Origin of the sequence: Mesorhizobium sp. M7A.F.Ca.MR.245.00.0.0, from assembly GCF_003997415.1 — a bacterium.
GTDB lineage: Bacteria > Pseudomonadota > Alphaproteobacteria > Rhizobiales > Rhizobiaceae > Mesorhizobium.
The window spans coordinates 1-19167 of record NZ_RZTE01000001.1 but is presented as its reverse complement, the minus strand read 5'-3'; the positions used below and the strand labels follow the sequence as shown (position 1 = coordinate 19167).

Below are 19167 nucleotides of genomic sequence, written 5' to 3'. Positions count from 1 at the left end.
CCCGCTAGATATCTCAGCTGATTGGGTCCGGCCCCAGCGTCGCCACCGTCTTCAGCGCGCCGTCGAGCATGTCGCCCTTCTCGTCCTTCAGCGCCATCTCGCGCAGGCGGCGGATCCAGTCGGCGGCGTCGGCTCGGCCCTTGACCAGGTCGAGCGCCGACAGCACGCGGTCGAATTTCGACTGTGCCCGGACATGGGTGTCGCTGTAGCCCTTGATCAGCCGGCGGCAATTGAGGATCTCGACGGCCAGTGCGTAGTCCTGGGGCACATGGTCGAGAGCCAGCGCGTACCAGCGATCGAGATGCGCGACCTCAACCTTGTGGCGCAGCAGACTACGGCGCCAGCGGCGCAGGCCGCCGATGAACCACAAAGCGGCAAAGCCGGCAAAACTGTCGGTGCGGATGCGGCGGCCATGATTGATGCGGCGATCGAGAAAGGCGGCGAGCTTCGGGCGGTCCTCGATGTAGCTGCCCAGACCCGCCGGCAGCGTGCCGCAGAACTCCTCGATGCGCGGGTGGAAATATTCGGTCACCTGCAGGATCGAGCCATCCTTGACGCCGACCTCGCGGCGCACACGTTTGCCGCGCGTCGAGCGCGTCTTGAGATCGGCGACGCGGATCATATCGTCGTAGCACAGCGCGTTGGCCAGATGCTTGGCAGCAGCGATCGACAGGCCATAGCCCTGAAGCGGCCCGTCCAGCGCGACGGCCTTGTCCAACCGGTCGAGATACTCGCGCCCATAGGCGATGTCCTGATAGTCGACGACCTTTCTCAAGCCCCGAAGTGCCATGTCGCGTACGGCTACCGGCAACAGGTCGATGCGGGCAGCCAAGGCCTGCCAGCCCTGCAGCAGGTTTTGCGGGCCACTCACCTGTCCTGTGCCCAGGGCAGATTCGACAATCGCGGGCTCAGCCGGCTTCTGCGCCGGTGCTGCCGTACCGCGCGCGCGGTCAAACGCAGCGCCGAAGGCAGCAAGGCTGGCCTTGACGCCCCGGCCGCCGGCACCGATCGCCTGTTCGTAGCTCTCGCGGGTGAAGGGCAGCGCATCGGACCCCGCTAGCGCGCCAAGCAGGCTGGCCGAGATCATCGAGCCATTGTCGGCTGCGATCTTTTCCATGTCGAAAGCGATGAAGCGCTTCGATGCGGCTTCCGCCGTCGCATGCACCTTGGAGGACGAAGCCCGGCCATCGCCCGGTTCGATCTTTTCCGACACGGCGGCGATGCGGTGCGACGAGGCAATCAGCGTGGTGCGGTCGGGCGTGACGAAGCCGCGAATGATGGCACGGCCGGCTTCCATCAATTCGGCGGCGATCAGGATGTCGACGTCGCCCTGCGACGGCGACAGCGCGAAGACCGGCAGCCGGCCGGTGTCGCGGGCCATCTCGACATAATAGATGGTGGCGCCGGTACGCTGGGCGACACCGGCGACCGAGGTCGATTGCGCAACATAGCCGTTGCGCTCGGCGACATCGGTGATCCAGTCGGCGAGCACGCCACCGCCCTGGCCGCCGACCGCCAGCACGGCGAGCTTGGTGACACGCTCGCTATCCTGAGCGCCGGCGCGGGCGCGAAGTGGGGGGACGGCGTCAAGCATCGGCGAAGGTCAGGCGCCGGCTTTCGCGGCGGCGCTGCAACAGGCTGATGGTGGCCCGGCGCGCGGCTTCCAGGAAGCGATGCCAGCGGCTCGGATTGTGCACGACGTCGGCGCGGTAGAAGGATGGGCAGAGCACCGCCGCATCGGCGACCTCGCCACAATTGCCGCAGCCGACGCAGCTCTGGTCGATATGAGCGACCGGATCGTCGCGCAGCGGATCGTCTGTTGACTTGACCGACAGCGAGGGACAGCCGGACAGCCGCATGCAGGCATGGTCGCCCGTGCAGATGTCCTCATCGACACCGAATTTCGGTTTCACCACACGGGTCCCGCCCTTGATCGCCTTGTCGACCAGCGGCTTTTCGCGGCGCTGCCGGTTGAGCATGCATTCGGACGAGGCGACGATGACCTTCGGCCCTTTCTCGTCCGTCGTCAGCGCCTCACGCAGCGTGTCCTGCATCTTGGTCACGTCATAGGTGCGGTCGACATGGCGCAGCCATTTGACGCCCATGCCTTTCACCGCCTCGGTGATCGGATGCTTCGTCGACTTGGTCTTGTTGCCGGCGCGCGATGACAGGATGTCCTGCCCACCCGTGGCCGCCGAGTAAAAATTGTCGACGATGACGATGACGCCGTCGTTCTTGTTGAACACCGCATTGCCGATCGAGGAGGTCAGGCCATTGTGCCAGAAGCCGCCATCGCCGACGAAGGAGATCGAACGGCGCTTGGCATCGGGCGAATTGAAGGCTGAGGCAGAGGCCGGACCCAGGCCATAGCCCATGGTGGTGGCACCGAGCTCGAAGGGCGGCATGATCGAGAACAGATGGCAGCCTATGTCGGAGGCTATGTGGTGCTTGCCGAGTTCCTGCTCGACCAGCTTGGTCGCGGCAAAGATCGGCCGTTCCGGGCAGCCGATGCAGAAGCCCGGCGGACGGCCCGGCACGACGTTGATCAGGTCGGCTGCGTCGACGCCGTCGCCGACCTTGTTGGGCGCTCGCACTTCGCCGGGCAAAAGATGCGGCGCCTCGGCGCGCAGGAAGGCGCCGATGCCGTCGAGCATGACCTGGCCGGTATATTCGCCGGCCATCGGCAGATGCTCCTTGCCGACCAGCCTGGTGCCGCGACCCGCCTTGTGCAGCATCGAGGCAAAGGCCTGTTCGATGTAGTTGGGCTGGCCTTCCTCGACGACCAGCACCGACTGCTTGCCCTCGCAGAACGACAGGAACTCGTCATCGATCAAGGGATAAACGGCATTGAGCACATAGAGCGGCACATCGGTGTCGCCATAAATGTCGGCAAGGCCGAGCCGCTGCAACGCGCGGATGACCGAATTGTACATGCCACCCTGCATGACGATGCCGACCGAACCATGATCCGAGCCGAAGAACTCGTTGATCTTGTTCTTGGTGATGAAGTCCACCGCCGCCGGCCAGCGCTTCTGCACCTTCTCCTTCTCATGCAGGAAGGAGGCGGGCGGCAGCACGATGCGGCCGGTGTCGCGGCGCGGCGCGTCGAGCGCATCGGCGACCGTCATGTCAGGCCGCTTGTTGTCCTTGGCGATGAAATGGCCATGCACGTGGCAGCAGCGGATACGAACCTGCAGCATGACCGGCGTGTTGGAAATCTCCGACAGCTCGAAACCGTCCTCCACCGCCTTGACGATCGACGGCAGGTTCGGTCGCGGGTCGAGCAGCCAGACCTGGCTTTTCATGGCGAAGGCGTGGCTGCGCTCCTGCATGATCGAGGAGCCTTCGCCATAATCCTCGCCGACAATGATCAGTGCGCCGCCAGTGACGCCGCCGGAGGCGAGATTGGCCAGCGCGTCTGAGGCGACATTGGTGCCGACCGTCGACTTGAAGGTTGCGGCACCGCGGATCGGGTAGTGCACCGAGGCGGCCAGCATGGCGGTGGCGGTGGCTTCCGAAGCGCTGGCTTCGAAATGCACGCCGAGTTCGCCCAGAATGTCCTGCGCATCGGCCAGCACGTCCATTAGATGGCTGATCGGCGCGCCTTGATAGCCGCCGACATAGCCGACGCCGCATTGCAGCAGCGCCTTGGTGATGGCGAGGATGCCTTCGCCGGCAAACTCCTCGCCGGCGCCGAGCCGGAGCTTCTCGACTTCCCTGGCAAAAGACCGTTCGGCCATTTTTTCAATCCTTCCGTTACCGCCCTGCGCTGGCGGCGCGTAGGTCTATCTGCTTGACCTCTTCCGAAAACCGGGATCCACTTTTCGGGGTCATGCTAGATGTCGTGCTTGCGAATGTTCTTCAGCATCTTCAAAAGCGTGGCGATGAGTGCGGAATATTCAGCGTCGTCGATATCGTCGAACATCGCCTCGAACGCATCATGCATGGCCGGCCAGGCGCGCGCGAACTCGGCGCGGCCCTCGTCGGTCAGGAACACATGGCGGATGCGGCTGTCGGTGACACCCTGTTCGCGCCGTACGAGGCCCTGGCCCTCCAGTGAGTCGAGCGTCCGGCTCAAGGTCGATTGCTCGATGACCGTATAGACCGAGAGGTCGTTGACGGTGATGCCGTCGGTGACCGACAGCACGGCCAGCGTGCGGACCTGCGGAATGGTCAGGCCTTGCTTGCGAAAATCGTCGCGCAGGGTGGCGTTGTAGCGGCCCATGATGCGGTTCATCAGATAGGGCGCGAATTGCTGCAGGCCGATCTGCCCCAGGGTCGAAATGCGCTGGCGCTTCTCAGTGACCTTCTCTTCCATTACAGCCTCCCCGCCAGGAGAAAGCCGGAACCGCCGCCAAGGCCCGCGCCCGGGTGGGTCGAGGCGCCGATATGGTAGAGGCCCTTGATGCCGGTCTGATGGTTGCGGCTGCTCTTGAACGGCCGCCAAAGGAAGGACTGGTCGATGGTCGAGGAACCGCCATAGGGATCGCCGCCGACCAGATTGATGTTCATCGCCTCGAGATCGGCCGGCGAATAGGCGCGCCGCGCAATGACGCTGTCCTTGAAGCCCTCGATATGGCTGGCGAGGATCGCTTCAGCGCGATCGGCATAGGCTTCGCGCAGCACATCGGTCCATTGCCCGTCCGCTGGTGCCTGCAGCTTGCCGGCGGCGTCGCCCTTGATGTGGCGGGGAGCTTCGGGTAGTTGCAGCCAGAGGACCGCCTTGCCTTCCGGGCAGCGCGACGGGTCGAGCGCATGCGGCTGGCCAACACAGATGGTCGGCACCTCCGGCAGCATACCGCGCGCCGCCTCGTTGCAGGCTTTCGAGACGCCATCCAGCCCAGGCGTCAAATGCAGCAGCGCGACCTTGTCCAGGCCTTCGCCGCGCCATGCGGGCGGTTTGTCCAAGGCGTAGTGGATCTGGAAATTGCCTTTGCCGTAGCGATATTTCTGCGTCGCCTCGACATCGGCTTTGGGAGCCTCGCTGCCGAGCAACCGACCATAGAGTTGGGTCGGTGTGACCGAGCAGATGACGCTCTTGTTGGCCGTGATCGTTTCGCCCGATGCCAGTCGCACGCCGGTTGCGCGACCACCACTCTGGACAATCGAAGCGACATCGGCGTCGGTACGGATGTCGCCGCCGCGTTCCCGGATCAGGGCCTCGAAGGCCGCCAGCAGGTTTTTTGCCCCGCCCTTGACGATCGGCGCGCCCGCCGCCTCAAGCGCGAAGGCGATAACCCTGGCGATCTGGCCGGAAAAGGCGTCTTCGGGGCCGAGCCCGGCATGCAGCACCCAGGGCGCCCACAGCGCACGAATGGTTTCGGACTGGTAGGTGCTTTCCAGCCAGCCGCGCGCCGGCACGAGTGCCTCGCCGAGAAAGGCGGCAAGGCCACGCGGGCCACGCCGCCAGCCATCACCGGCCAGCAGCTTCGCTGTCGGATAGGACCACAGGCTGCCGCCGAGCAGGCCGAACAGCAGGTCGGCATTGCGCTCGATGCCGCCGACATCATCCGCGTGCCGGTCACCGTCGCCTGCCGCGATCGCATTAAGGGCGACGACGTTGGCGGCACGGTCGGTGCTGAGCACGGCATGGCTGCCGTCCGGCCGCAGCACGCCGGTCGGCGTGCCGGTGTGGCAGAACTCCAGCCCGTGGCGCGCGAGGTCGGCGCCCAGTGCCGCAAAGGCCGGCGAGGTGATGAACAGCACGAAGGTCGTCGCCATCACATCATGGATGAAGCCGGGCGCGGTGATCTCCTCGGTGCGCAGGCAGCCGCCAATGCGGTCGTTGCGCTCCAGGACGAGCACACGCGCCCCTTTGCCCCCGAGCATCGCCGCGCAGACCAGCGCGTTGATGCCGCTGCCGACGATGATGTGATCCGGCTGGGTCACGGCAAACGCTTTCGCTTAGCCCTTCGAAACCAGCGCCAGCGCGCGGATCGGGCTGCCGGTGCCGTGCTCGATCTTGAGCGGCGCCGCGATCAGGATGGCGCCCTTCGGCGGCAGCTGGTCGAGATTGCAGAGGCTGGCGAGGCCGTAGCGGTTGGCCTTGTGCATCAGCGTGTGCGCCGGGAATGGCGGCTCCATGCCGCCGGCTTTGCCGGCATCCGTGCCGATCGTCTCTGAGCCCCAGCCCTTGATGTCCTTGCTGATCAGGAACTGGATGGCTTCGGCCGTCGGGCCGGGCGTGTGCGGGCCGGTCTCGTTGGCGTTGAGGAACTCGGCTTCCGAGCCGTTGCGCTTGTACCAGTCGGTGCGCATCACCACCCATTCGCCGGCATTGATCGCGCCATGCTCGGCTTCCCAGGCCTTGATGTGGTCGACGGTGAGCAGGAAATCGTGGTCGGCGGCGGCTTCCTTCGAACAGTCGATGACATTGACCGGGCCGACGAAATTCTGCGCCGGAATGGTGTCGGTGGCGCCGTCCGGATAATCCTTGCCGGAGATCCAATGCTGCGGCGCGTCGAAATGCGTACCCGAATGCTCGCCGAGCTTCAACCAGTTCCAGGCCCACCACGGACCGTTCTTGTCGTAACGGGAAATATTGTGGATCTCGACCTTCGGCGTGTCGACGGCGAGTTCCGGCGGCAGCTTGATCAACGGCGTGTCCGGCCCGAGTGGCGCCGACAGGTCGACCACCTTGATGGCGCCTGAAAGAAGCTGGCTGGCGACTTCGCCGAGGAGTTTTTGCGTATCCATGGTCTGAAGTTCCCTCTTTCGTGTGATGATCAAGGCTCGTCTCGGCCCTTAATATCCTACTAGACGAAAACATATGCATCTGCAATTATCTTTAAGCATAAAGGAAATGGGGACGAGGCGTGAGCCAGTTCGACGCCATCTTTGTCGGGGCCGGCCACAACAGTCTGGCATGCGCCGCGCATTTGGCGCTCAAAGGCTGGAAAACCGGGATTTTCGAGGGCAGTGCAACAATCGGCGGCGCCATCCAGACGCGCGAATTCACCCTCCCCGGCTTCCGCCACGATTTCGGCGCGATGAATCTCAGCCTCTTCGCCGGCTCGGCCTTCCACCGGAAATATGCAAATGAATTGAAAGCGCAGGGGCTGGAGTTCGCCCCGGTCGCCGACTGTTTCGCCAGCGCATTCCCCGACGGACGCTGGTTCGGCGTCAGCAACGATCTGGAAAAGACCGCCGCGCGCATCGCCGCCTTCTCCGCTGCCGACGCCGCCACATGGCGCAGGCTGGTCGCCGCCTTCCCGGCGGAGGCCGAGCATCTGTTCCGGCTGCTGGGTTCGCCGATGAGTGCCCGCGCGCTTGCCGGCACGGCGTGGAACCTGTGGCGCAAGAAGGGCATTGCCGGCGCGCTCGATACGGGCCGGCTGCTGCTGTCCTCACCCCGCGCCTGGCTGGAGGAGAATTTCGAGTCGCCGCATATCAGGGCAACGCTCGCCACCTGGGGCATGCATCTCGACTTCGCGCCGGACATCGCCGGCGGTGCTGTGTTCCCTTATCTGGAATCGATGGCCAACCAGAGTTTCGGCATGGTGCTGGGCAAGGGCGGCGCCGACACCATCATCAAGGCGCTGTCGGGCATGGTAACCTCCGCCGGCGGCAGGATCGTCACCGGGGCCGAGGTAGCGGAAATCACGGTTTCAGCCGGCAAGGCTACCGGCGTGCGGCTCGCCTCGGGTGAAACGCATAGCGCCACCAAGGCGGTCATCGCCGGCGTCGCGCCCAAGGCGCTGACCGGCAAGCTGCTGGCGAACGGTTCGGGCGATGCCGGCTTCGATACGGCGATGCAAACATTCCGCCACGCGCCGGGCACCATGATGATCCACCTGGCGCTCGACGATCTGCCGGACTGGCGCGCCGGAGCGGAGCTTCGGCAGTTCGCCTATGTGCATCTGTCTCCGTCGCTCGACGCCATGTCGCGCACCTATCAGCAGGCGATGGCGGGCATGCTGCCGGACGAGCCGGTGCTGGTTGTCGGCCAGCCGACGGCGATCGACCCGTCGCGGGCGCCTCAGGGAAAGCATGTGCTGTGGGTGCAGGTGCGCATGCTGCCCGCCGAAATCCTGGGCGATGCCGCCGGCAAGATCGCGCCGGACCATTGGGACAAGGTGAAGGAAGCCTACGCCGAGCGTGTCCTCGACATCATCGAGACCTATGCTCCCGGCCTGCGCAACAAGATCCTCGGCCGTGCCGTCTTCTCGCCCATCGATCTGGAGCGCGAGAACCCCAACCTCGTCGGCGGAGACCAGGTCTGCGGCAGCCATCATCTGGCGCAGAACTTCCTGTTCCGCCCGGCCCGCGGCTATGCCGGCTGGAACACGCCGGTGGCGCATCTGCACCTCACTGGAGCCGCGACATGGCCGGGCGCCGGCACCGGTGCGGCGTCGGGCTTCATGCTCGCACAACAGCTTGGCGGGAGGTAGGAGCCGAGGATTTCCTTGAGGCTACAAGGGGCAAGGCGCTGCTGCCCAAGAAGCCTGAACCAATGAACTAAGACGCCGCGCGCAGAAACAAAACCAACAAGGGGAACGACCATGACAATCAACAGACGTGAATTGCTGGGATACAGCGCCGCGGCACTCGGGGTGGCCGCCGTCGGCCTGCCGCCGATCGCTAGGGCGGCTGCCGGCGAACTGACCATCGCCTACAACGTCAACTTGCCATCCTGGGATCCAACCACCGGCCCCTCGGCCGTCAACCCGACCATCCAGGGGCTGTACCAGTCGGTGTTCGACCAGTTCATCCCACAGAAACCCGACCTTTCCTTCGCGCCGGGCCTGCTCACCGAATGGGGCTGGAACGACGACCGCACCAAGATAATGATGACGGTGCGCGAGGGCGTGACCTGGCATGACGGCTCGCCGTTCACTGCCGAGGACGTCGTCTGGTCGCTGCAGCGGGCAGGCGACGAAAAGACCGGCAATCCGATCCAGTTCGTCTGGAAGAACGTCAACAACTTCAAGATCGACGGCAACAAAATCACGGGCGACGTCGTGCAGTTCGACCCTGTCTATTTCAAATGGATGTCGTTCCTGACCGGCTACATCATGCCGAAGGCCTACTACGAGAAGGTCGGCGCCGAAGGTTTCGAGAAGGCGCCGATCGGCACCGGCCCCTATATGGTCGAAAAGTTCGAGCGCAACGCCTTCCTGCGGCTGAAGGCAAACCCGAACTACTGGGGCGGCAAGCCGGCCTTCGAGAATGTGACGATCAAGTTCGTCGCCGACGCGGCAAGCCGCGTCGCCGAGATTGAATCCGGCTCCTCGCAGGTGACGCTCGAAATCCCCTACGAGGAGTACGACCGGCTGATCGCCAAGGAAGGGCTTGCCGGCTCGTGCAAGAACGTCTCCGACATCGGCATGATCTTCTTCAACGACATCGAGGCGATGCTGGACAAGAACGTCCGCCAGGCCGCCGTGATGGCCGTCGACAAGAAGCTTCTGGTCGATCGCCTGCTGCGCGGCTACGGCCAGCCGATCGATACGCTGGAAACGCCGGAATACGCATCCTACGACGCGTCGATCAAGGTCGAGCACAATCCGGAAAAGGCCAAGGAATTGCTAGCCGCTTCCGGCTATTCGCCGGAAAAGCCGGTCAAGTTCACCATCCAGACGACCAAGGGCTTCAAGCCCAAGGACTATGAGATGATCCAGGCGATCGTCGGCATGTGGCGCAAGGTCGGCATCGAGGCGACGATCGAAGTCTACGAGATCGCCAAGCACTACGAACTGCGCGCCGCCGACAAGCTTGCGCCGGCCGCCTTCTACAATTGGGGCAATGCCATCGGCGATCCGACCACCTCGACCGGCTTTGCCATGTACGGCCCGAGCCCGCATTCGGTGTGGGACAGCCAGGATTTGATCGACATGATCAACCCGCTGTGGGGCGAAAAGGACGAGGCCAAGCGCATCGCCGGCTGGAAGGCTGTCGACAAATACATCGCCGAGCAGGCCTATGTGCTGCCGCTGATCCAGTATGCGCAGCCGATCGTGCATGCCAAGGGCGTCAATGTGGTGCAGCATGTGTCCGGCGCGCTGCTGCCGGCCCTGATGACCCCGGCCTGACCAATATGGGAAGGCGCCCCGTCGCGAGACGGCGTGTCTTCTCCCAACTTGCGCAGGGCCCCTCATCCGGCCCTTCGGCCACCTTCTCCCCGCTGGGGAGAAGAGACTGGCTCAGCCGTCAGCGACCTCTTCTCCCCTCGGGGAGAAGGTGGCCGCAAGCGGCCGGATGAGGGGGCTGTTCGTCCGATTAATCACTGAAACGCATTAGGCCTGCGCCAGAATGCTCCTGCAACGATTCCTGATCCGTCTTCTGACGATGCTGATCACGCTGTTCGGCGTGGCCGTCGTCGTCTTTGTCGTGATCCGCGTCGCGCCCGGCGATCCGATCGCCATGATGCTGCCGCCCGGCGCGACGGATGCCGACATTGCCCGGCTGCGCGCGCTCTACGGCCTCGACAAGACCATCGTCCAGCAATTCTTCATCTGGCTGTCGGGCGTGGCCCGGGGCGATTTCGGCACTTCGATTTCGCTGCGGCAGGATGTGCTGGGCCTCGTCTTCAACCGGCTGCCGGCGACGCTGGAACTCGCCATCGTCGCACTTGTGATGGCGGTGGCGATCGGCGGCACGACGGCGATCATCGGCGCGCGCGAACGCGGCACGGCGGTCGAGGCCGGCATCGACATCGCCAGCGGCGCGGCGCTTTCGATTCCCGATTTCCTGTGGGGCCTGGTGCTGATCCTGCTGTTCGGCGTGCTGGTGCCGATCTTCGACATTTCCGGGCGGGTGTCGCCGCAACTGGACCTGCCCTTCGTCACCCAGTTCTATCTGTTCGAGAGCCTGTTGCGCCTGCGCCTCGACCTCACTTGGGATCTGCTGAAGCACATGCTGATGCCGGCCGTGGCGCTGGCGCTGCCGCTGGCAGCAATCATCTCGCAGCTGCTGAAACAGTCGCTGAAGGAAGTGCTCGACCTCGACTACGTCGTGCTGGCACGGGTGAAGGGTTTTTCGGAAACGCAGGTCATCCTGCGCGAGGCCTTGAAGAATGCCGCTTTGCCGACGCTGACACTGGTCGGCGTGCAGTTCACCTTCCTGATCGGCGGCACCGTCATCGTCGAACGGCTGTTCTCCTATGAGGGCCTCGGCAATATGGCGATCGACGCGGTCATCAACCGCGACCTGCCTTTGATTCAAGGCATCGTGCTGGTCTTCGCGCTGCTGTTCGTGCTGATCAACCTCAGCGTCGACATGATGTATGCGCTGCTCAATCCGAGGCTGCGCCATGGATGAGGGCCGTGCTCGAAGGCGAGGTGTGTCGCCACGCCTGTGGCTGGCCGGCGGCTGGCTGCTGCTGGCGCTGTTGGCCGCGATCTTCGGTCCGCTTGTCGCGCCGCAGGATCCGCTGGCACAGGATTTGATGCTGGAACGACTGCCGCCATTCTGGATGAATGGAGCCGAACCCGGCTATTGGCTCGGCACCGACAGCCTCGGCCGCGATCTGTTGTCGAGGCTGATCTTCGGCGGCCGCATCGCCTTCATCGTCGCATTCGCCGCAGCCATCGCCGCCTGCGTGGTCGGTTCGACGCTAGGCCTGATCGCAGGCTATTTCGGCGGTTGGGCCGACCGCATCATCTCGCGCGTCGTCGATGTCTGGATGGCCTTTCCGCCGGTGCTGTTCGCCATATTGCTGGTGGCGGTGCTCGGCACGGGCTTGAGTTCCGTCATCCTGGCCATCGCCATCATCGACTGGACGCGTTTCTGCCGGGTGATCCGTGCCGAGACAATGGGTCAGTCGCGCATGGACTATGTCGAGAATGCCCGCATTGCCGGCTACGGCCGCATCGGCATCATGCTGCGCGAAGTGCTGCCCAATGTGGTGCCGTCGATCGTCGCATTGCTGTCGCTGGAAATGGGCATCGCCGTTATCGTCGAGGCGATCCTGTCCTTCGTCAATCTGTCGATCTCGACCGACGATCCGACCTGGGGAGGCATCATCGCCGAGGGCCGGCTGTCGATCCACCAGGCGTGGTGGGTGCTGGTGTTCCCGCTGATCACGCTGATCCTGACCGTGCTGTCGTTCAGCCAGTTCGGCGAGGCGCTGAAGACGCGTTTCGATCCGGTGCTGCGATGAGCGCCTGCCTCGACATCAGGGGTTTGAGCGCGGTGCTGCCCAACGGCCAGCGCGTATTGCGCTCGGTGTCGCTTGCCGTTCAGCCCGGCGAAGTGCGCGCGCTGGTCGGCGAAAGCGGCGCCGGCAAGACGATGATCGGCAAGGCGGTGCTCGGTGTGCTGCCGTCGAGCGTGCGCATTGTCGAAGGCGACATGCTGCTCGAGGGTGAAGACCTCGGCAAATTGCAACCCAAGGCACGACGCACGCTGATCGGGGCGCGCACGGCGCTGATCCCGCAGGACCCGCTGACCGCGCTCAACCCGTCGCGGCGCATCGGCTCGCAGATGACCGACCGGCTGGTGCGCATCCTCGGCTGGAGTGGCGAGAAGGCCGATACCCGCATCCGGCAATTGCTGGACGAGGTGCAGATCCGCGATCCCGACCGCGTGCTGAAGAGCTATCCGCACGAACTTTCCGGCGGCATGCGCCAGCGCGTGCTGATCGCTGCCGCCTTCGCCGCAGAGCCAAGGCTGATCGTCGCCGACGAGCCGACCACGGCGCTTGATGTGACCGTGCAAAAACAAATCCTGCGGCTGATCGTGCAGTTGCAGCGCGAGCATGGCACGGCGATCCTGTTCGTCACCCATGATCTCGGCGTCGTCGCCAAGATCAGCCAGAGGGTCTCGGTGCTTTATGCCGGCAAGGTGGTGGAGGAGGCCGACACGGCTGCCCTCTTCGCAGCACCGCAGCATCCCTACACGCGAGCGCTGATGGCGGCGACGCCACGCTACACCGATCCTTTCGCCTCGCTGAAGCCGGTGGACGAGGCGGTGCTGGCCGGGCTTGCTTCGGAGATCGCTGCCGCCGACCAAGCCTGGAGGCGGCCGCATGGTTGAACCGTTGTTCTCCGTGCGCGGGCTGAAGGTCGCGCTGCCCGACATGACGCGCAAGCCACTGATCGGCCGCGCGCCATTGGTCGAAATCCTGAAGGGCCTGGATTTTGACCTGCCCAGGGGCTCGGTGACCGGCATCGTCGGCGAATCCGGTTCCGGCAAGTCGACGCTCGGCCGCGCTTTGGTGCGCCTGCTGGAACCCAGCGCAGGCAACATTACTTTCGACGGCCGCAACATCACGCATCTGCCGGAGGCGGAACTGCGGCCACTGCGGCGCAATCTGCAGATGATTTTTCAAGATCCGATGTCGTCGCTCAACCCGCGCCGCACCATTGCCAGCATCATCGCCGCGCCACTCAAGCAAAATGGCCTCGGCGACAATCTCAAGGCGCGCGTTGCCGAGGCGCTGCAGCGCGTCGGCCTGCCGCAAAGCTTCGCCAACCGCTATCGCCACGAATTGTCCGGCGGCCAGCGCCAGCGCGTCGGCATTGCGCGTGCGCTGGCGCTGTCGCCTAAATTCGTGCTGGCCGACGAGATCGTCTCAGGGCTCGACGTGTCGACGCAAGCGCAAATCCTGACGCTGCTGGAAAAGCTGGCGGCGGAAATGGGGCTGACCGTCGCTTTCATCAGCCACGATCTGTCTGTCATCCGGCGGCTGTGCCGGCAAGTGATCGTCATGCGCGAAGGCGTGATCGTCGAGGCCAGCGCCACCGATGCCTTGTTCGACAAGCCGCGACAAAGCTACACGCGCGATCTCATCGCGGCCATTCCGCTGCCCGAGATCGATGCGAGCTGGCTGGACATTCCTTCCGCCGCCAAGGCACCGACATGAATGCATACGCACGCCGACGAGCGGGCCTCGGACGTGCGACCACAAAGACCCAAGTCCCGCCAAATGGAGAGGACTGACATGAAGACCACAATCGCAATTGCAACGCTCGCCGCCGCGATGCTCGGCAGCGCCAGCATTGCCTCGGCGGATTCGATCCCGGGCATGCGCGGCCACGACCACACCGGCATCACCGTTCCCGACATGAAGCAGGCGGTCGACTTCTTCACCGAAGTGGTCGGCTGCAAGAAGGCGATGTCGTTCGGTCCGTTCGCCGACGACAAGGGCACCTTCATGCAGGATCTCCTGGGCGTCGACCCGAAGGCGGTGATCGAAGAGGTCACCATGGTGCGCTGCGGCTATGGTTCGAACATCGAGCTGTTCAAATACACAGCACCGGACCAGAAGGACCTGACGCCGAAGAACAGCGACATTGGCGGCTTCCACATCGCGTTCTATGTCGACGACGTGACTGCTGCCAAAACCTATCTCGAAGCCAAGGGCGTCAAGACAAGGATGGGACCATTGCCGGTCAAGGAAGGGCCCGCCGCCGGCCAGACCATCCTCTACTTCCAGGCGCCGTGGGGTCTGCAACTGGAGGCGATCAGCTATCCCGATGGCATGGCCTATGAGAAGGGCGCCGAGACGGTGCTGTGGAGCCCGAAGAACCCGGAAAAGTGATCCAGCAGCGCGCTTGCGCGATGACACGCAGGCGCGCTTTCGCCATGTCAGGACAATCGTTTTGATATAAAACTTTAAGCTTGAAATATCGTGTCGCCGGCGCGATACTGAACTCCAGCAAGCGAAGAGGAGATCGCAGACATGAAGGTTGCGGTTCTCGGCGGCGGACCAGCCGGCCTCTACTTTGCCATTTCGATGAAGCTGAGGGACGCCGCGCACGATGTGACGGTGTTCGAGCGCAACCGCGCCGACGACACATTCGGCTGGGGCGTCGTGCTGTCGGCAGAGACGCTCGACAATCTGTCGAAAAACGACCCGGTCAGCGCTGTCTGGATCAAGAAGCACTTTGCCTACTGGGACGACATCGCCGTCATCCATGACGGCGTGCGCACGGTCTCGTCAGGTCACGGTTTCTGCGGCATCGGCCGTAAGCGGCTGCTGGTCCTGCTGCAGCGCCGGGCGCGCGAACTCGGCGTCAAGCTGATGTTCGAGACCGACATTGCAGATCCCAAGCCCTACATGGAGACGCATGATCTGGTCGTCGCGGCCGACGGCCTGAACTCCAGGGCGCGCAACGCTTTCGTCGACATCTTCAAGCCCGACATCGACACCCGCAAATGCAAGTTCGTCTGGCTCGGCACCAACCAGAAGTTCGACGACGCCTTCACCTTTATCTTCGAGAAGACCGAGCATGGCTGGGTGTGGGCGCACGCCTACCAGTTCGACAGCGACACCGCGACCTTCATCGTCGAGTGCAGCGAACAAACCTGGGCTGCCTTCGGCTTCGGCGCGATGTCGCAGCAGGAATCGATCGCTGTCTGTGAGCGGATCTTCGAAAAACATCTCGGCGGCCACGCGCTGATGACCAATGCCAACCACATCCGAGGTTCGGCCTGGATCAATTTCCCGCGCGTGCTGTGCGAGCGCTGGTCCTACAAGAACCTGGCGCTGATGGGCGATGCGGCGGCATCGGCGCATTTCTCGATCGGCTCCGGCACCAAACTCGCATTGGAAAGCGCCGTGGCGCTGGCCGAGTATGTCGAAACCGAGCCGGATCTGGATGCCGCCTTCCGCAGATATGAGGATGCCCGCCGCACCGAGGTGTTGAAGCTGCAATCGGCGGCGCGCAATTCGCTGGAATGGTTCGAGGAGGTCGAGCGCTATCTCGGCCTCGATCCGGTGCAGTTCAACTATTCGCTTTTGACCCGCTCGCAGCGTATCAGTCACGAGAATCTGCGGCTGCGCGATGCCAAATGGCTTGAAAGCGCCGAAGAATGGTTCCAACGCCAGGCGGGTGCCGGCGGCAACAGCCTGCGCCGCGCGCCGATGTTCGCGCCGTTCAAGCTGCGCGACATGAGGCTGCAGAACCGCGTCGTCGTGTCGCCGATGGCGCAGTACAAGGCCGTCGACGGCTGTCCGACCGACTGGCATTTCACCCATTATGCCGAGCGGGCCAAGGGCGGCGCCGGGCTCCTCTATATTGAGATGACCTGCGTCAGCCCGGAAGGCCGTATCACGCCCGGTTGTCCGGGATTCTATGCGCCCGAGCATGAGGTGGCGTGGAAGCGGCTGGTCGATTTCGTCCACACCGAAACCAAAGCCAAGATCTGCGCCCAGATCGGCCATTCCGGCGCCAAGGGCTCGACCCGGCTTGGCTGGGAAGGCACCGACGTGCCGCTGGTCTCCGGCAACTGGCCGGTGATCGCCGCCTCGGCCGTGGCGTGGTCGCCGCAGAATCAGGTGCCGAAGGCGATGGATCGCGCCGACATGGACCGCGTGCGCGACGAATTCGTGGCTTCGGCCGAGATGGCCGATCGTTGCGGCTTCGACATGCTCGAGATCCACGCCGCGCATGGCTATCTTTTGTCGTCCTTCATCACGCCGGTCACCAACCGGCGCACGGATAACTATGGCGGTTCGCTGGACAATCGCATGCGCTATCCCCTCGAAATCTTCCGCGCGGTGCGCGCCGCCTGGCCGACGGAGAAGCCGATCTCGATGCGCATTTCGGCCAATGACTGGGTCGGCATCGAAGGTGTCACACCGGCCGACGCGGTGGAGATCGCACGGCTGCTGCACGAGGCCGGCGTCGACATCTGCGACGTCTCGGCCGGCCAGACCTCGGCACTGGCCAAGCCTGTCTATGGCCGCATGTTCCAGACGCCGTTTTCCGACCGCATCCGCAACGAAGTCGGTATGGCGACGATGGCGGTCGGCAACATCTACGAGCCGGACCATGTCAATTCGATCCTGATGGCCGGCCGCGCCGACCTCGTCGCACTGGCACGGCCGCATCTCGCCGACCCCTACTGGACGCTACATGCCGCCGTGACGCTCGGCGACCGTGGTGTCAAATGGCCGGATCCCTATCTGCCCGGGCGCGACCAGCTCTACCGTCTGGCTGAGCGCGACGCCGCAGCGGGGCTGAAAGTATGACGGCCGCCGCGACGATACCCGGCAAGCATGCGCTGGTCACTGGCGGCGGCTCCGGCGTCGGGCGGGCCATCGCGCTGGCGCTGGCTGCTGCCGGCATCGACGTCACCATCTGCGGCCGCCGGGAAGCGGGACTCACTGAGGTGGCCGGGGAAAACGACCGCATCTACGGCATCCCCGCGGACGTCACCGATGAGGCGGCGATGGCATCGCTTTACGAGAGGGCGCAAGCCGCGCGCGGACCCTTCGACATTGTCGTCGCCAATGCCGGTATGTCCGGCAGCGCGCCGGCGCACAAAACCGCGCTCAGCGACTGGCAGCGGACGCTCGACGTCAATCTGACTGGCGCCTTCCTGACGGTGAAACTGGCGCTGGCCGGGATGGCCGCGCGCAAGGCGGGGCGGATCGTCTTCATCGCCTCCACGGCCGGACTGAAAGGCTACGCCTATGTTGCGCCTTACGTCGCCGCCAAGCATGGCGTCGTCGGCCTGATGCGAGCTCTTGCCGCCGAAACGGCGAAATCGGGCGTCACCGTCAACGCGGTGTGCCCAGGCTTTGTGGAAACCGAAATGCTGGAAGAGTCCATCCAGCGCATCATCGAGAAGACCGGCCGCTCGGTCGAGCAAGCGCGGTCAAGCCTCGCCTCGACCAACCCGCAAGGCCGCTTCATCCAGCCGCAGGAGGTCGCCGCCGCCGTGCTGTGGCTCTGCGGCGACGCCGCCCAGTCGATAACCGGACAGGCGATTTCCATCTCAGGAGGCGAAACATGGTAGCCGGCCCCCTGCCCGCGCCGTCGGGACCCGGCAAGGACCGCTTGCGGCTGTGGATCAGGCTGCTGCGAGCCTCGCGCACGATCGAGGCCGAGCTGCGCGAGCGGCTGAAGAAGGAGTTCAACACGACGCTGCCGCGCTTCGACGTGATGGCAGCCCTCTATCGCGCGCCGGAAGGCATGCTGATGAGCGACCTGTCGCGCTTCCTGCTGGTCTCCAACGGCAATGTCACGGGCATCGTCGACCGGCTGGTTTCGGAAGGACTTGTCGCCCGCGCGAGGCGCAATGGCGACCGCCGCACGTCGATGGTGCGGCTGACCGAGGAAGGCACGCAAGCCTTTGCCACAATCGCCGCGGCGCATGAAGGCTGGATCGGTGAATTGCTGGGCAAGGTCAGCGAGGACGACGCGCGCCGGCTGACCGGCATGCTGACCTCGTTTCGCAGCAACTGGGAGGGACGCGAATGACCGCAATGGCCGGGCGCAAGCCGAAGCATTTCCTCTGGGAGGTCGAGGGCAGGATCGCAAAGGTCCGGCTCGACCGGCCGGAGCGCAAGAACCCGCTGACCTTCGACAGCTATGCGGAACTCCGCGACACGTTCCGCGACCTCGTCTATGCCGACGATGTCGACGCCGTGGTGTTCCTCTCCAATGGCGGCAATTTCTGCTCCGGCGGCGATGTCCACGACATTATCGGCCCGCTGGTCAAGATGGACATGAAGCAGCTTCTCGCCTTCACCCGCATGACCGGCGATTTCGTCAAGGCGATGCTGAATTGCGGCAAGCCAATCATTGCGGCGGTCGACGGCGTCGCGGTCGGCGCCGGCGCCATCATTGCGATGAGCTCCGATATCCGCATCGCCACGCCGGAAGCCAAGACCGCGTTCCTGTTCACCCGCGTCGGCCTCGCCGGCTGCGACATGGGCGCCTGCGCGATCCTGCCGCGCATCGTCGGCCAGGGCCGCGCCGCAGAACTGCTCTACACAGGCCGCACCATGACGGCGGCGGAAGGCGAACGCTGGGGTTTCTACAACCGGCTGGTCGATGCCGCCTCGCTGGAGGCCGACGCGCTCGATATGGCGGCGCGCATCGTCTCCGGCCCGACCTTTGCGCACGGCATCACCAAGACGCAGCTCAACCAGGAATGGTCGATGGGTCTCGACCAGGCGATCGAGGCGGAAGCCCAGGCACAAGCGATCTGCATGCAGACCCGCGACTTCGAGCGCGCCTACAAGGCGTTCGTGGCCAAGGAAAAGCCGGTGTTCGAGGGGGATTGAGGATGATGCATTCCGTGGAGATGTTGGCGGGACAGCGCCCCCCTCTGTCCTGCCGGACATCTCCCCCTCTAGGGGGGAGATTGGATGTTGCGTCGGTTTTCGCCAACCACCAGCGTGGCAGGATGAGCCGTGGCGGCGAAGCTGCCAATCTCCCCCCTAGAGGGGGAGATGTCCGGCAGGACAGAGGGGGGCGCCGTAGAGCGCAA

General features: G+C 64.5%; 16 protein-coding genes. 11 read left to right on the top strand and 5 right to left on the bottom strand.

Annotated elements, in window-relative coordinates:
• Positions 1-13: 13 nt before the first annotated feature.
• From EOB80_RS00085 to EOB80_RS00065, 5 genes are all read right to left on the bottom strand, one after another.
• Positions 14-1594, bottom strand: a complete 1581-nt coding sequence (locus EOB80_RS00085) for an indolepyruvate oxidoreductase subunit beta family protein (protein WP_127326234.1) — start codon at positions 1592-1594, stop codon at positions 14-16.
• A complete protein-coding gene (locus EOB80_RS00080; RefSeq protein WP_127326233.1) occupies positions 1587-3740 on the bottom strand; it encodes an indolepyruvate ferredoxin oxidoreductase subunit alpha in 2154 nt (717 codons plus the stop codon). The genes EOB80_RS00085 and EOB80_RS00080 overlap by 8 nt, the downstream gene beginning before the upstream one ends.
• A gap of 95 nt (positions 3741-3835) precedes the next feature.
• Positions 3836-4318, bottom strand: coding sequence for a MarR family transcriptional regulator (locus EOB80_RS00075; protein WP_127321410.1), 483 nt, complete (start codon positions 4316-4318; stop codon positions 3836-3838).
• Entirely contained in the window at positions 4318-5889 is a 1572-nt protein-coding gene (locus EOB80_RS00070; protein ID WP_127326232.1) for an NAD(P)/FAD-dependent oxidoreductase, read from the bottom strand. Before EOB80_RS00070 ends, EOB80_RS00075 begins: the two co-directional genes overlap by 1 nt.
• A 15-nt stretch (positions 5890-5904) precedes the next feature.
• Entirely contained in the window at positions 5905-6696 is a 792-nt protein-coding gene (locus EOB80_RS00065; protein WP_127321408.1) for a cyclase family protein, read from the bottom strand.
• Between the two features lie 119 nt (positions 6697-6815).
• Here EOB80_RS00065 and EOB80_RS00060 point away from each other — a divergent pair, with 119 nt between their 5' ends.
• The 11 genes from EOB80_RS00060 to EOB80_RS00010 all read left to right on the top strand — a co-directional run bounded on the left by EOB80_RS00060 (position 6816) and on the right by EOB80_RS00010 (position 18961).
• Positions 6816-8390: an NAD(P)/FAD-dependent oxidoreductase gene (locus EOB80_RS00060; protein WP_127326231.1), complete on the top strand. Its 1575-nt coding sequence runs from the start codon at positions 6816-6818 to the stop codon at positions 8388-8390.
• A 111-nt stretch (positions 8391-8501) separates the two neighbouring features.
• Positions 8502-10031, top strand: coding sequence for an ABC transporter substrate-binding protein (locus EOB80_RS00055; protein WP_127326230.1), 1530 nt, complete (start codon positions 8502-8504; stop codon positions 10029-10031).
• 220 nt (positions 10032-10251) lie between these two features.
• Positions 10252-11259 carry an ABC transporter permease gene (locus tag EOB80_RS00050; RefSeq protein WP_027039637.1) on the top strand — a complete coding sequence of 336 codons (1008 nt, stop codon included), beginning with the start codon at positions 10252-10254 and terminating at the stop codon, positions 11257-11259.
• Positions 11252-12100, top strand: a complete 849-nt coding sequence (locus EOB80_RS00045; RefSeq protein WP_127326229.1) for an ABC transporter permease — start codon at positions 11252-11254, stop codon at positions 12098-12100. The genes EOB80_RS00050 and EOB80_RS00045 overlap by 8 nt, the downstream gene beginning before the upstream one ends.
• A complete protein-coding gene (locus EOB80_RS00040) occupies positions 12097-12975 on the top strand; it encodes an ABC transporter ATP-binding protein (RefSeq protein WP_127326228.1) in 879 nt (292 codons plus the stop codon). Before EOB80_RS00045 ends, EOB80_RS00040 begins: the two co-directional genes overlap by 4 nt.
• A complete protein-coding gene (locus EOB80_RS00035; protein WP_127326227.1) occupies positions 12968-13804 on the top strand; it encodes an ATP-binding cassette domain-containing protein in 837 nt (278 codons plus the stop codon). The genes EOB80_RS00040 and EOB80_RS00035 overlap by 8 nt, the downstream gene beginning before the upstream one ends.
• Positions 13805-13882: 78 nt before the next feature.
• Positions 13883-14482 (top strand): VOC family protein, encoded by a 600-nt coding sequence (locus tag EOB80_RS00030; protein WP_127326226.1) that lies wholly within the window; start codon positions 13883-13885, stop codon positions 14480-14482.
• A gap of 141 nt (positions 14483-14623) precedes the next feature.
• Positions 14624-16918: a bifunctional salicylyl-CoA 5-hydroxylase/oxidoreductase gene (locus EOB80_RS00025; RefSeq protein ID WP_127326225.1), complete on the top strand. Its 2295-nt coding sequence runs from the start codon at positions 14624-14626 to the stop codon at positions 16916-16918.
• Positions 16915-17688: an SDR family NAD(P)-dependent oxidoreductase gene (locus EOB80_RS00020; RefSeq protein ID WP_127326224.1), complete on the top strand. Its 774-nt coding sequence runs from the start codon at positions 16915-16917 to the stop codon at positions 17686-17688. The genes EOB80_RS00025 and EOB80_RS00020 overlap by 4 nt, the downstream gene beginning before the upstream one ends.
• Positions 17682-18152, top strand: coding sequence for a MarR family transcriptional regulator (locus EOB80_RS00015; RefSeq protein ID WP_023811475.1), 471 nt, complete (start codon positions 17682-17684; stop codon positions 18150-18152). Before EOB80_RS00020 ends, EOB80_RS00015 begins: the two co-directional genes overlap by 7 nt.
• Complete coding sequence (locus EOB80_RS00010; protein ID WP_127326223.1) at positions 18149-18961, top strand: enoyl-CoA hydratase family protein; 813 nt, start codon at positions 18149-18151, stop codon at positions 18959-18961. The genes EOB80_RS00015 and EOB80_RS00010 overlap by 4 nt, the downstream gene beginning before the upstream one ends.
• Positions 18962-19167 lie beyond the last annotated feature (206 nt).

Coding starts and splice junctions, on each gene's coding strand:
- EOB80_RS00085 (WP_127326234.1), bottom strand. CDS start 1,594: ATGCTTGACGCCGTCCCCCCACTTCGCGCCCGCGCCGGCGCTCAGGAT.
- EOB80_RS00080 (WP_127326233.1), bottom strand. CDS start 3,740: ATGGCCGAACGGTCTTTTGCCAGGGAAGTCGAGAAGCTCCGGCTCGGC.
- EOB80_RS00075 (WP_127321410.1), bottom strand. CDS start 4,318: ATGGAAGAGAAGGTCACTGAGAAGCGCCAGCGCATTTCGACCCTGGGG.
- EOB80_RS00065 (WP_127321408.1), bottom strand. CDS start 6,696: ATGGATACGCAAAAACTCCTCGGCGAAGTCGCCAGCCAGCTTCTTTCA.
- EOB80_RS00055 (WP_127326230.1), top strand. CDS start 8,502: ATGACAATCAACAGACGTGAATTGCTGGGATACAGCGCCGCGGCACTC.
- EOB80_RS00050 (WP_027039637.1), top strand. CDS start 10,252: ATGCTCCTGCAACGATTCCTGATCCGTCTTCTGACGATGCTGATCACG.
- EOB80_RS00045 (WP_127326229.1), top strand. CDS start 11,252: ATGGATGAGGGCCGTGCTCGAAGGCGAGGTGTGTCGCCACGCCTGTGG.
- EOB80_RS00040 (WP_127326228.1), top strand. CDS start 12,097: ATGAGCGCCTGCCTCGACATCAGGGGTTTGAGCGCGGTGCTGCCCAAC.
- EOB80_RS00035 (WP_127326227.1), top strand. CDS start 12,968: ATGGTTGAACCGTTGTTCTCCGTGCGCGGGCTGAAGGTCGCGCTGCCC.
- EOB80_RS00030 (WP_127326226.1), top strand. CDS start 13,883: ATGAAGACCACAATCGCAATTGCAACGCTCGCCGCCGCGATGCTCGGC.
- EOB80_RS00025 (WP_127326225.1), top strand. CDS start 14,624: ATGAAGGTTGCGGTTCTCGGCGGCGGACCAGCCGGCCTCTACTTTGCC.
- EOB80_RS00020 (WP_127326224.1), top strand. CDS start 16,915: ATGACGGCCGCCGCGACGATACCCGGCAAGCATGCGCTGGTCACTGGC.
- EOB80_RS00015 (WP_023811475.1), top strand. CDS start 17,682: ATGGTAGCCGGCCCCCTGCCCGCGCCGTCGGGACCCGGCAAGGACCGC.
- EOB80_RS00010 (WP_127326223.1), top strand. CDS start 18,149: ATGACCGCAATGGCCGGGCGCAAGCCGAAGCATTTCCTCTGGGAGGTC.